Below are 11,875 nucleotides of genomic sequence, written 5' to 3'. Positions count from 1 at the left end.
GAGGCGCGCTGCCCGCCCGGCGGTGCCGCCGCAGCCGGCCCCCCAGGCGGCGGCCCCCCCGCGCCGCCGCCTGGGCCCGGTCGTGCCCGCGGTGGTCGTCAGAGGGTGGCGGCCAGCTCCTCGGCGGCGCGCACGGCGCCGGCGAGCTCGGTGTCGGCGCGCTCGCGCAGGTCCGCCAGGTCCGGCAGCCGGTCCGCCAGGGTCGCGCTGGTCTGCACGACGGTCACGTCCATGCCCAGCGCGTTGCCCAGGACGATGCGCAGCACCGGCACGCCGTGGTCCCACGTCTCGGTGGGGGTGCCGGGGTCGTAGACGCCGCCGCGGCTGCTGACGACGACGGCCGGGCGCCCGGCCAGCGGCTGCACGCCCTCGCCCGTGGTGACGCCGGGCACGTGCACGCAGTCGATCCACACCTTCAGCGTCGAGGGGACCGTGTAGTTGTACAGCGGGGCGCCCACGAGCACGGCGTCCGCGGCCAGCAGCTCGTCGAGGACCTCGCGCTGCAGCGCGTCCCACTCCGCGGGCGGGGCCGCGTCGGGGCGGCGCGCGGCGGCCGGCCAGTGCAGCTCCGGGTCGGGCAGGTGCGGCAGCGGGTCGCGGTGCAGGTCGCGGTGGGTGACCGTGAACTCGGGGCCGCGCGCGCGCCAGGCGGCGGCGAACGCCGCGGTGATCGCTCGCGAGCGCGAGCGGGCCAGGTCGGCCGAGGAGTCCAGGTGCAGGAGGTGGGGCACCGGGCCAACCTAGCGACCGGCCGCGCGCCCGTCCGGGTGAGGCGCGAGCACCTCAAGCGACCGCCCGCTCCGGCCGATGGACTTCTAGAACGTCCCGGCTCCCACCAGCGGGAGCCCGGACTTCGACCGGCCGCTGCCCCCAGCGGATCCCCACGGCTCGAAGGAAGCGGTCCATGCCCCTCACCAAGAACGGCGTCAAGGCGAGCATCCCCGCCGCGCGCACCACCTTCCCCCCCGCCCCCGCCGCCCCCGCCCGCAAGGACGCGCGGGAGTCCGACGAGGCGCGCCGCCGCGCCCGCACGGTCGCCAAGCAGCAGCAGGCCGCCGAGCGCATCGCCGCCGCCACCACCGAGCTGGCCGCCTCGACCGCGCAGTCCGCGGAGGCCTCCCGCCAGCTGCGCGACGCGATGCAGCAGATCGCCGCCGGCGCCGAGGAGGCCTCGGGCGCCACGCAGGAGTCGCTGGCCGCCACCAACCAGGTCGCCGGCCGCATCCAGACCCAGAAGCAGACCAGCGCCCGCGTGAAGGACACCACCACCAAGCTGCAGGCGCTGCTGGGCGAGACCGCCGAGGGCATCTCCGCCCTGGTCTCCAACGTCGGCGAGGCCGCCGACCGGCAGACCGCCTCCGTGGAGATGATCACCGAGCTGGAGAAGCAGGCCGAGGAGATCGGCACCATCGTCGCCGCCGTCGCGCGCATCGCCGACCAGACGAACCTGCTGGCCCTCAACGCCGCCATCGAGGCCGCCCGCGCCCGCCAGCACGGCAAGGGCTTCGCCGTCGTCGCCGACGAGGTGCGCACCCTGGCGGAGACCTCCGAGCGCTCCGCCAGCCAGATCCGCGAGCTCATCGACTCCATCCGCACCGGCGTCACCGCCGTGGCCGAGGGCGTGCAGGCCTCCGCGGAGACCTCCCGCGGCGAGGTGGAGAAGGGCCGCGCCGTCACCGCGCAGCTCGCCGCCATCCGCGACGACATGTCCGTCATCCTCGACGGCGCCGGCGAGATCGCCGCCGCCGCCTCCCAGGCCGAGCGCGCCTCCCAGGACGCGCAGCTGCGCGCCGAGGAGATCGCCGCCGCGGCCGAGCAGCAGTCCGCCGCGGCCGAGGAGGTCCTGCAGACCGTCGACCAGCAGGGCGCGGCGCTGCAGCAGGGCGAGCAGGCCGCCGAGCAGCTCTCGGAGATCGCCGACGAGCTGCGCGGCTCGGCCGACATCGGCAAGAGCGCCGAGCAGGTCGCCGCCTCCGCCGAGGAGCTGGCCGCCGCGGCCGAGGAGATCAACCGCGCCGCGGCGCAGATCTCCCAGGCGATCACCGAGATCTCCAGCGGTGCGCAGGCGCAGTCCGCCAAGACCCAGGAGTCCTCCAGCGCGATCAACCAGATCGAGTCCGGCGCGCAGCTCGCCGAGACCCGCGCCGGCGTGGCGGTGGAGAAGGCCGACGAGATGATCGCGCAGCTGGCCACCAACAAGGACGCCGTCGACGCGATGATCACCGCGATCACCGCCGCCGCGGCCGCCGCCAAGGACAGCGTCAAGCAGGTCGTCGAGCTGGAGATCGTCTCCCGCAAGATCGACAAGATCGTCGACGCCATCGCCAACGTCTCCATCCAGACGAACATGCTGGCCGTCAACGGCTCCGTGGAGTCCGCGCGCGCCGGCGAGTACGGCAAGGGCTTCGCGGTCGTCTCCACCGACATCCGCAACCTGGCCCGCGACTCCGCCGACAACGCCGAGCGCATCAAGGACCTCGTCAAGGAGGTCCAGGACCGCATCACCGCCGTGCGCGCGGATCTGGAGGAGACCTCCCGCCAGGCCCTGGTGGAGGTCGAGCGCGCCAAGGCCAGCACCGCCCGCCTCGTCGAGGTCGAGCGCGACGTGGCCGAGGTCCGCTCCGGCAACGAGGAGGTCCGCGCCGCGTCGGCCGAGATCGCCTCCGCGCTCGCCCAGGTCAAGACCGCCCTGGACCAGATCTCCGCCGCGGCGAACCAGGCCGACACCCTCTCGACCCAGGCCTCCGCCGCCGCCCGCCAGCAGTCCACCGGTGCCGAGGAGCTGGCCACCGCGATCGAGGAGATCGCCGCCCTGGCCGACGAGCTGCAGCAGCCCTGAGACCCACCACCGGGACGAGGAGTGCGATGAGCACCATGGAGACCCTCCTGGAGGAGGGGACCCTCCTGGAGGAGGGGAGCGCCGGGCGGCACGCCGCCGCACCGGTGGACGGCCCGGCCGGTGAGGCACCGGCCGGCGAGGACGACGCGGACGGCGCCGCCGACTTCGTGACGTTCGAGATGGCGGGGGAGTCCTACGCGCTGCACATGGAGCGCGTGCAGGAGATCATCCGCATGCCCGAGCTGATCCGGGTCCCGCTGGGCCCGGCCGCGCTGGAGGGCCTGGCGAACCTGCGCGGGCGCGTGCTGCCCGTGGTGAGCCTGCGCTCGTGCTGCGGGCTGCCGGTCGCCGAGCACGACGAGGCCACCCGCGTCGTCGTCGTCGAGGCCGCCGGCGCCACCCTGGGCCTCGTGGTGGACCGCGTCACCGCCGTCGTGTCGGTGGAGGCGGACCAGCTCGAGAGCGCCGAGGGCGTGCAGGGCACCGTGCGCTCGGAGCTGCTGGCCGCCGTCCTGAAGGGGACGGCGGGGCGCGCCTCCGGCCGCATGACCACCGTGCTGGACGTGCAGCGCCTGGTGCGCACCGAGTTCGCGGTGCTGGCCGCCAGGGTCGCCGCCGGCGGCGGCTCCGGCGCCTGGTCGCCGGCGTCGGTGGTGGAGGAGGACTCCTCCGACACCCTGGAGCTGGTCAGCTTCGCCGTCGACGGGCAGGAGTACGCGCTGCCGATCGACCGCGTGCAGGAGATCGTCCAGGCCCCCGAGCGCGTCACGGCCGTGCCCAACGCGGCCGAGCGCGTCCTGGGCGTCATGGACCTGCGCGGCGGGCTGCTGCCCGTCGTCAGCCTGCGCCAGGTGTTCGGCCTGGAGGTGCCGGCCCTGCAGCCGCACAACCGCATCGTCGTCGTCACCGTCGAGCGCGAGGGCCGCGAGTCCCTCGTGGGCGTCGTCATGGACACCGTGCGCGAGGTGCTGCGGGTGCCGGCGGAACTGGTCGGCGCACTGCCGCACGTCGTCTCCGGCGGCGGCCGCAGCCGCGAGGTGGAGTCGGTGTGCCGGCTGGAGGACGGCAAGCGCCTGGTGTCGGTCCTGTCGGCCGACTCCCTCGTCGACGTCGGCACCCTGGCCGCCGTCGACGGCGAGCAGGCGCCGGTGAGGAGCGCCCGGGACGTGGAGGAGGACGACGTGGTGGACGACGGCCGCGGGGACGACGAGCTGCTCGTCGTGTTCCGCCTGCAGGGCGAGGAGTACTGCGTGGCGGTCGACGCCGTGCAGGAGATCATCCGCGTGCCCGAGACGCTGATCCGCGTGCCCAAGACCCTCGACTTCGTCGAGGGCCTGGTGAACCTGCGCGGCGCGGTGCTGCCGGTCGTGGACCTGCGCACCCGCCTGGGCCTGGACCGCAGCGCCCGCGACGAGCGCCAGCGCATCGTGGTGCTCATCATCGGGGGCGTCCGCACGGGTTTCGTCGTCGACTCCGTCGCCGAGGTCCTGCGGGTCTCCGGCGCCGAGCTGGAGGCGGCCCCGGAGCTGTCGCCGGAGCAGGCCGAGGTCGTCACCCGGGTGGCGAACCTGCCCCGTTCCGAGCGCATGCTGCTCGTCCTCGAGCCCGGCCAGCTGCTGGCCGGCGAGCAGGTCGCGCAGATCGCGGACGAGGTGCCGGCCGCCGCTGCCGCGGCCTGAGCGGGGGAGTCGCCACGGTGGTCGGTCCGAACCTGAAGGTGCTCGTCGTCGACGACTCCGCGCTCATGCGCAAGGCCCTGAAGACCATGCTCACCGCCGACGGAGACGTCGAGGTCGTCCTCGCCCGCAACGGCGAGGACGCCCTCGACGTCCTGTCCCGCGAGGAGCCCGACGTGGTCACCCTCGACGTGAACATGCCGGTCATGGACGGGCTGACGTGCCTGTCGAGGATCATGGACGAGCGGCCCGTGCCGGTCGTCATGGTCTCCTCCATCACCGAGCGCGGGGCCGTGGCCACGCTGGAGGCCCTGGAGCTCGGCGCGGTGGACTACGTCGCCAAGCCCGGCGGCACGGTCTCGCTGAACATGTCCGAGGCCGCCGAGGAGATCCGCCGCAAGGTGCGCCGGGCGGCGGCCTCCCGGGTGCGCCCCGGCTCGCTGACGGCGCGGCTGCGCCGGCAGCGGGAGGAGGCGTTCGCCGCCGGCCGCCCGGCCCGCCGCACCGCCCCCGGCGCCGTCGCGGCCCCCCGCGCCGGCGCCCCGGCCCGCGGCGCGACCGGCACGACCGGCACGACCGACCTGGTCGTCGTCGGTTCCAGCACGGGCGGGCCGGCGCTGCTGTCGGCGCTGCTCTCGCAGTTCCCGGCGGACTTCCCCGCCCCCGTCGTCATCGCCCAGCACATGCCCGCCTCGTTCACCGGCGCCCTGGCGAACCGGCTGGACGCCTGCTGCGCCCTGCCGGTGCAGGAGGTCACCGGCCTGGTGCCGGTGCTGCCCGGGCACGTCTACGTCGCCCGCGGCGACGCCGACGCGGTGCTGGGCCGGCGCGGGGGGGACCTCGTGGTCCGCCCGGCACCGGCCGGGGCGGGGTACCGCTGGCACCCCAGCGTCGACCGCCTCGTGGCCAGCGCCCTGGAGCACGTCGAGGCGCGCCGCACCGTCGGCGTCCTGCTCACCGGCATGGGCGACGACGGCGCCGAGCAGATGGCGCAGCTCAAGGCCCGCGGCGGGCGCACCGTCGCCGAGTCCGAGGACTCGGCGGTCGTGTGGGGCATGCCCGGCCAGCTCGTCGCCCGCGACGGCGCCACCCGCGTCCTGCACGCCGACCAGATCGCCGCCCAGGTGATCGCCTGGGCCTGAGCGGCCCGCCCCGCACCGCCCCCGCGGGGGGTTCCCCCGGAACCCCTCGCGGGACCCCCCGAAACCCCCCGCACCACCCCGAGGAGATGCCATGGGCCTGGTCAAGAAGGCCGCCGCCTGCGCCCCGGCCGACGAGCGGCGCGCGCACGAGCGCGACCTGGACGGGCTGCTGGCGCAGCTGCGCGGCACCGGGGCCGAGGAGCGCCGCCGCGCCGCCCTGGACCTGGCCGGCGTCGTCGGCGCCGTGCCCGCGCTGCTGGCCGCCGCCGAGGCGGAGCAGCAGCCCACGGTGCGCGACGCCCTGCTGACCACCCTGGCCGCCCACGACCTGCCCGAGGTGGCGCACCACCTCGCCGGCTGGCTGGCCGGTGACGACGCCGCGCGCCGCAACGCCGCCGTCGTGGCGCTGCAGGCCATGCCCGGCGGTTCCGCCGCCGTGCTCGACGACCTGCTCACCCGCGGCGACGTGCGCGTGCGCACCCTGGCCGTCATGGTGCTCAGCGCGCTCGTGCACCCCGGCGTGCCCGCCTGGCTGGAGTCCGTCGTCGAGCGCGACGAGGAAGAGAACGTCGTGGCCGCCGCCGTCGACACCGCCCAGCTCACCGACGACGCCCTCGCGCGGCGCCTCGCCGAGCGCGCCGCCGCGCGCTTCCCCGCCAACCCGTACCTGCGGTTCCTGCTCACCCTGGCGGCGGGTGCCCGGTGACCCTGCCCACCACCGCGGCCGGCGCCGCCGCCCAGCTCACCGACGCGCAGTTCGCCCGCGTGCGTGAGTGGGTCTACCGGCGCACCGGCATCCAGTTCGGCGACAACAAGCGCTACTTCGTCGACAAGCGCGTCGCCTCCTGCGTGCGCGAGCACGGCGGGGACTTCAACCTCTGGTTCGCCTCGCTGCGCACCGGGGCCAACGAGCGCGTCGCCCAGCAGCTCGTCAACGAGCTGACCGTCAACGAGACGTACTTCCTGCGCGAGGACCACCAGTTCGACTCCCTGGTGCGCAGCGTCCTGCCCGGGATCGCGCAGGCGCGCCGGGCCGCTCGCGACACCAGCCCGATCCGCGTCCTGTCGCTGCCCTGCTCCACCGGCGAGGAGCCGTACTCCATCGCGATGCGCCTGCTGTCGGAGTGGCCGGGCATCGAGGAGTTCGACGTCGAGATCGTCGCCGCCGACATCGACACCCGCGTGCTGGAGCAGGCGCAGCGCGGGGAGTACGGCGCCCGCTCCATGCACCGCGTGCCCCCGGCCGTGCGGGCGGAGTTCTTCGAGCGCTCCGGCGAGCGGTACCGCGTGCGCGAGGACATCCGCGAGGCCATCGACTTCACCACCGCCAACCTCACCGACACCGCGCGCATGCGCGCGTTCCGGGCGTTCGACGTCGTCTTCTGCCGCAACGTGCTCATCTACTTCGACGAGATCTCCTCCCGCCGCGCCGCCGAGAACCTCTTCGGCGCGCTGCGCCCGGGCGGGTTCCTGTTCCTGGGCCACTCGGAGTCCATGAGCCGCATCTCCCCCATCTTCGACCCCGTCCGGCTGCCGGAGGGGATCGTCTACCAGCGTCCCGCGATCGGAGCCAGCGCATGAGCACCCCCGACGGAAACCCCGAGGACCCGCAGCAGCGCGGGACCGTCCTGGTCGTCGACGACGCCCCCACGGTGCGCATGTACCACGGCGGCGTGCTGCGCGCGGCCGGCTTCGAGGTCGAGGAGGCCGCCAACGGCTTCGAGGCCCTGGAGATGGTGCTGGCCAAGCGCTACGAGCTCGTCGTCACCGACGTGAACATGCCGCAGCTCGACGGCTACGGCCTCGTGCGGCGCCTGCGCACGGAGGCGCTGGCCCGCTCCACCCCGGTCGTCACCATCAGCACCGAGTCGCAGGAGTCCGACGCCGAGGCCGCCTACGCCGCCGGCGCGAACCTGTACCTGATCAAGCCCGTCGCGCCCGAGCTGCTCTCGCGCGTCGCCGAGCTGCTCACCCGCCCCCTGCCGACCCCCTCGACCACCGGGAGCCGGTCGTGACCAACCCCCTGCTCGCCCAGTTCGTCGCCGAGTCCGCCGACCTGCTCGCCGACGTCGACGAGGGCCTGCTGCGCCTGGAGGCCGACCCGGGCGACGCCGACCTCGTCAACGCCGTCTTCCGCGCCGCCCACACCTTCAAGGGCTCCTCCGGGCTGTTCGACCTGCCCGAGCTGACCCGGCTCACCCACGCCGCCGAGGACCTCCTCGACGCCGTGCGCGCCGGCCGGCTGGCGCTGGAGCCGGAGATGGTCGACGCGCTGCTGTCCGCCTTCGACACCGTGCGCCGCTGGATGCCCGTCATCGAGTCCACCGGCCGCACCCCCGCCGACGCCGGGGCGCTGGCCGACGAGCAGTCCTCGGTGCTGCGCTCCTGGCTGGGCGAGGCGCCCGCCGCGGCCGCCGCCCCCGCCGCCGCGGTCGCCGCCACCGCCGCGCCCGCCGACCTGCCCGCCTGGGTGCTCGACCTGCCCGCCGGGCACCTGGCGCAGCTGCGCACCTGGCTGGGCACCACCTCCGCCACCGTGCGCGCCGTGCGCTACGAACCCGACGCCGGCTGCTTCTTCCGCGGCGAGGACCCGCTGCACCTGTTCCGCCAGGTGCCCGCCCTGGAGCTGCTGCACAGCGCCCCCGCCGAGCCGTTCGCGCCGATCGCGGACGTCGACGAGTACGAGTGCGTGCTGCGCTTCACCGCGCTGACCCGCGCGGCCGTCGGCGAGCTCACCCACGTGTTCCGCTACGTGCCCGAGCAGGTCGAGGTCGTCGAGGTCTCCGCCGGGAACCTCGGGCGCCTGCTCGACGGCGCCGTCGCCGAGGAGCCCGCGGCGCGCGCCGCGCAGGCGGGCCCCGCCGCGCCCGGCGCCGACCCGCTGCACGCGCTGCTGCTGGAGTCCCAGTGCCGCCTGCTCTCGCACGTGGGCACCAGCGCCGACGACCTCGCCGACGGCCCGCCGCCCGGTGCGGCCCGGGTGCGCGCCGCCGCGCTCGTGGCGCTGCGCGTGGCCACCGCCGCCGGCGTGGACACCGCGCCGGGCACCGCCGCCCTGGAGCACTTCCTGCTCGAGGGCGACCCCGCCCCGCTGCGCGCGTGGATCGCCGCCACCGCCGCCGGCGCCGGCACCCCCGCCCCCACCGTCGCCGAGCAGGCCGAGGCGGTCGCCGTCCCGGCCCCGCGCACCTCCCCGGAGGAACCCGCCGCGCGCGCCGCCGCCGGCGGCGAGGGCGGTGACGACGCCTCCCGCGCCAACCGCGTGCTGAAGGTCGAGCAGGCCAAGGTCGACAAGCTGCTCGACCTCGTCGGCGAGCTCGTCGTCGCCAAGAACGCCCTGCCCTTCGTGGCCAAGGAGGCCGAGGAGGCCGGCTCGCGCGCCCTGGCCCGCCGGGTCATGGACGAGTACGCCGTCGTCAGCCGCGTCAGCGAGGAGCTGCAGCAGGCCGTCATGGACGTGCGCATGCTGCCGGTGTCCACCGCGTTCGCCCGCGCCCCGCGCCTGGTGCGCGACCTGTCGCGCAAGCTGGGCAAGAAGGTGCGCCTGGTGCAGGAGGGCGAGGACACCGCCGCGGACAAGGACGTCATCGAGATGCTCGCCGAGCCCCTCGTGCACCTGGTCCGCAACAGCCTCGACCACGGCGTCGAGACCCCCGAGCAGCGCGCCGCCGCCGGCAAGCCGGAGGAGGCCACGCTGCTGCTGCGCGCCGCTCCCGACGGCGACGCCGTGCTCGTGGAGATCACCGACGACGGGCGCGGCATCGACACCGACGCGGTGCGCGCCAAGGCGTACCAGCGCGGCCTGATCGACGAGCACGCCCTGGAGGGCATGTCCGACGAGGACGCCGCCCAGCTCATCTTCGCGCCCGGGTTCTCCACCGCCGAGGTCGTCTCGGACGTCTCCGGCCGCGGGGTCGGCATGGACGCGGTGCGCAGCTCCATCGAGCGCCTCGGCGGCTCCGTCACCACGGAGAACCGCCGCGGGCAGGGCCTCACCGTCCGGCTGCGCCTGCCGCTGACCATGGCCGTCTCGCGGGTGCTGCTGCTCACCGCCGGCGGGCAGCGCTTCGGCGTGCCGCTGGACGACGTCGTGGAGACCGTGCGCGTGGACCGCGCCGACGTCACCCGCGTCGCCGGGCACCCCGTGCTCGCCCTGCGCGACGACGTCGTGCCGCTGGTGCGGCTCAGCGAGCTGCTGGGCACCGGCGGCGACCCCGGCACCGGCGCGCCCCTGAACGTGCTCGTCGTGCGCACCGCCACCGGCCCGCTGGGCCTCGTGGTCGACCGCTTCCACCAGAACACCGACGTGATCCTCAAGCCCCTCGAGGGCTTCCTCGCCGGGACCCCCGGCTACTGCGGCACCGCCCTGCTGGGCGACGGCCTCGTCCTGCTGGTCCTCGACGTCAAGGAGCTGAACAACCGTGCCGCTGCACTTCGCTGAGGGCACCGCCGTGCTCACCGGCACCGTGGTCGTCGACGAGGCCGAGCCGCTGGCCGCGTGGCTGCGCGCCACCGACGCGCCCGTCGTCGACCTCGCCGGCTGCGACCACCTGCACACCGCCGCCCTGCAGGCCCTGCTGGCCGCCGGGGTCAAGGTGAGCGCCCCACCTGCCGATGCCTTCCTCAGGGCCTGGGTCCTGCCGATGCTGGTCCCGGCCCCCGCCGAGGAAGCCGACGAGAACCCCGCCGAACCCCTCGACGAACTCCCCGCCGAACCCCTCGACGAACTCCCCGCCGAGCCCCTCGCCGAGCCCCCCGCCGAACCCCTCGCACCCGAAGAGGTCCCCGCATGACCACCGTGATGCTGGTCGACGACTCCCCGACCATGCTGATGAGCATCAAGTCCGTCCTCACCAAGGCCGGCATCTCCGTCGAGACCGCCGGCGACGGCCAGGAGGCGCTGGACCGCATCAAGGCCGGCCTGAAGCCCAACCTCGTCATCAGCGACGTGAACATGCCCCGCCTGGACGGGATCAGCTTCGTGCGCGAGGCCCGCAGGGCGGGGCTGCGCTTCACCCCGATCCTCATGCTGACGACCGAGTCCGAGCAGTCCAAGCGGGACGAGGCCAAGGCCGCCGGCGCCACCGGCTGGCTCGTCAAGCCCGTCCAGCCCGACGCGCTCATGACGGTCATCCGCCAGGTCGTCCCGGGGGCCTGAGTGGCCTGGTTCAGGAAGGGGGGCGTCGTGGTCGAGGAACCGCGCGCCGCGATCGACGCCGAGCGCTCCGCCGAGGTGCTGGGGCGCTCGCAGGAGCTGATCGGCATCCTGTCCGACCAGCTCGGCGACGTCGTCTCGGTCACCGAGGAGGCCGCGTTCGGCGTCATGTCCGAGGTGCAGCAGGTCGACGCCGAGGTGGAGGCCCTCTCCGGCCTCGCCCAGGACCTCGTCCGCCTCAGCGCGGACGGCGCCAGCCAGGTCGCCGACCGCACCCGCGCCAGCGCCGACGACGTGGCCGAGCTCGTCCAGATCGTCACCGACCGCGACGCGGCCGTGATGGACCTGGTCGGCGAGGTGCGGGCCCTGGACCGCGAGGTCGACGCCATCGCCGCCGTCGCGCACGCCACCACGATCCTGGCCCTCAACGCCAAGATCGAGGCCGTGCGCGCCGGCGACGCCGGCGAGGGCTTCTCCGTGGTCGCCGACGAGGTGCGCCAGCTCTCCCGGCAGTCCGCCCAGGCCGCCGAGAGCATCCGCGCCGGCATCACCCGCGTCACCTCCCTCATGGAGGCGCGCATCGGCTCCGACACCGGCGGCTCCGCGCAGATCAGCGCCAAGCTCGAGGGCATCGCCACCGCCCAGCAGGAGGCCGCGGCCGTGCTGTCCGCCTCCGTGGAGGGCACCAGCGAGGCCGCCGGCCGCATCGCCACCTCCATCGAGGCGCTCGGCGCGCGCACCACCGCCGTCCTCGGGCAGGCGCAGTTCCAGGACATGACCCGCCAGGCCGTCGAGAGCGTCGTCGCGTCGCTGGGCGCGCTCGGCGGTCAGCTCGCCACCGTCGCCGACCACCTGCGCGGCGACGCGGACGCGGCGGCCCTGGCCCAGCTCGACGACGCGGTCGGCGCGCTGCGCGCCTCCTACGTCTCGCAGCGCCAGCGCGCGGTGCACGCCCAGCGCACCGGCGGCGGCGTCCCGGTGCAGCCGGCCGCCGCGGCGATCGAGCTGTTCTGACGCGCGGCCCCGCCGCACGACGACGCCCCCGGCCGGGGACCCCGGCCGG

At 75.4% G+C, this 11,875-nt stretch carries 11 protein-coding genes; 10 read left to right on the top strand and 1 reads right to left on the bottom strand.

Annotation, left to right across the window (positions count from 1 at the left end):
- Window positions 1–98: 98 nt before the first annotated feature.
- Complete coding sequence (locus ACRYR7_RS20795) at window positions 99–731, bottom strand: FMN-dependent NADH-azoreductase (protein WP_432574017.1); 633 nt, start codon at window positions 729–731, stop codon at window positions 99–101.
- A 173-nt stretch (window positions 732–904) separates the two neighbouring features.
- Here ACRYR7_RS20795 and ACRYR7_RS20790 point away from each other — a divergent pair, with 173 nt between their 5' ends.
- The 10 genes from ACRYR7_RS20790 to ACRYR7_RS20745 all read left to right on the top strand — a co-directional run bounded on the left by ACRYR7_RS20790 (window position 905) and on the right by ACRYR7_RS20745 (window position 11,826).
- Complete coding sequence (locus ACRYR7_RS20790; protein ID WP_432574016.1) at window positions 905–2,839, top strand: methyl-accepting chemotaxis protein; 1,935 nt, start codon at window positions 905–907, stop codon at window positions 2,837–2,839.
- Window positions 2,840–2,865: 26 nt separating this feature from the next.
- Entirely contained in the window at window positions 2,866–4,518 is a 1,653-nt protein-coding gene (locus ACRYR7_RS20785) for a chemotaxis protein CheW (protein WP_432574015.1), read from the top strand.
- 17 nt (window positions 4,519–4,535) lie between these two features.
- Window positions 4,536–5,657, top strand: coding sequence for a chemotaxis-specific protein-glutamate methyltransferase CheB (gene cheB / locus ACRYR7_RS20780; RefSeq protein WP_432574014.1), 1,122 nt, complete (start codon window positions 4,536–4,538; stop codon window positions 5,655–5,657).
- A 91-nt stretch (window positions 5,658–5,748) separates the two neighbouring features.
- A complete protein-coding gene (locus ACRYR7_RS20775; protein WP_432574013.1) occupies window positions 5,749–6,363 on the top strand; it encodes a HEAT repeat domain-containing protein in 615 nt (204 codons plus the stop codon).
- A complete protein-coding gene (locus tag ACRYR7_RS20770) occupies window positions 6,360–7,238 on the top strand; it encodes a CheR family methyltransferase (protein ID WP_432574012.1) in 879 nt (292 codons plus the stop codon). Before ACRYR7_RS20775 ends, ACRYR7_RS20770 begins: the two co-directional genes overlap by 4 nt.
- The gene (locus tag ACRYR7_RS20765; protein WP_432574011.1) at window positions 7,235–7,672 is read left to right on the top strand and encodes a response regulator; all 438 of its coding nucleotides are present in this window, start codon (window positions 7,235–7,237) and stop codon (window positions 7,670–7,672) included. Before ACRYR7_RS20770 ends, ACRYR7_RS20765 begins: the two co-directional genes overlap by 4 nt.
- Window positions 7,669–10,098, top strand: a complete 2,430-nt coding sequence (locus ACRYR7_RS20760; protein ID WP_432574010.1) for a chemotaxis protein CheA — start codon at window positions 7,669–7,671, stop codon at window positions 10,096–10,098. The genes ACRYR7_RS20765 and ACRYR7_RS20760 overlap by 4 nt, the downstream gene beginning before the upstream one ends.
- Entirely contained in the window at window positions 10,079–10,450 is a 372-nt protein-coding gene (locus tag ACRYR7_RS20755) for a hypothetical protein (RefSeq protein WP_432574009.1), read from the top strand. The genes ACRYR7_RS20760 and ACRYR7_RS20755 overlap by 20 nt, the downstream gene beginning before the upstream one ends.
- Window positions 10,447–10,815: a response regulator gene (locus ACRYR7_RS20750; RefSeq protein ID WP_432574008.1), complete on the top strand. Its 369-nt coding sequence runs from the start codon at window positions 10,447–10,449 to the stop codon at window positions 10,813–10,815. Before ACRYR7_RS20755 ends, ACRYR7_RS20750 begins: the two co-directional genes overlap by 4 nt.
- Window positions 10,816–10,842: 27 nt before the next feature.
- On the top strand, window positions 10,843–11,826 hold the full coding sequence (locus ACRYR7_RS20745; protein ID WP_432574007.1) for a methyl-accepting chemotaxis protein: 984 nt from the start codon (window positions 10,843–10,845) through the stop codon (window positions 11,824–11,826).
- Window positions 11,827–11,875 lie beyond the last annotated feature (49 nt).

Origin of the sequence: Kineococcus gurbantunggutensis, from assembly GCF_050871925.1 — a bacterium.
Taxonomy (GTDB): domain Bacteria; phylum Actinomycetota; class Actinomycetes; order Actinomycetales; family Kineococcaceae; genus Kineococcus.
Note: the sequence above shows the minus strand (reverse complement) of the source record. Positions and strands in the feature narration are given on the sequence as shown.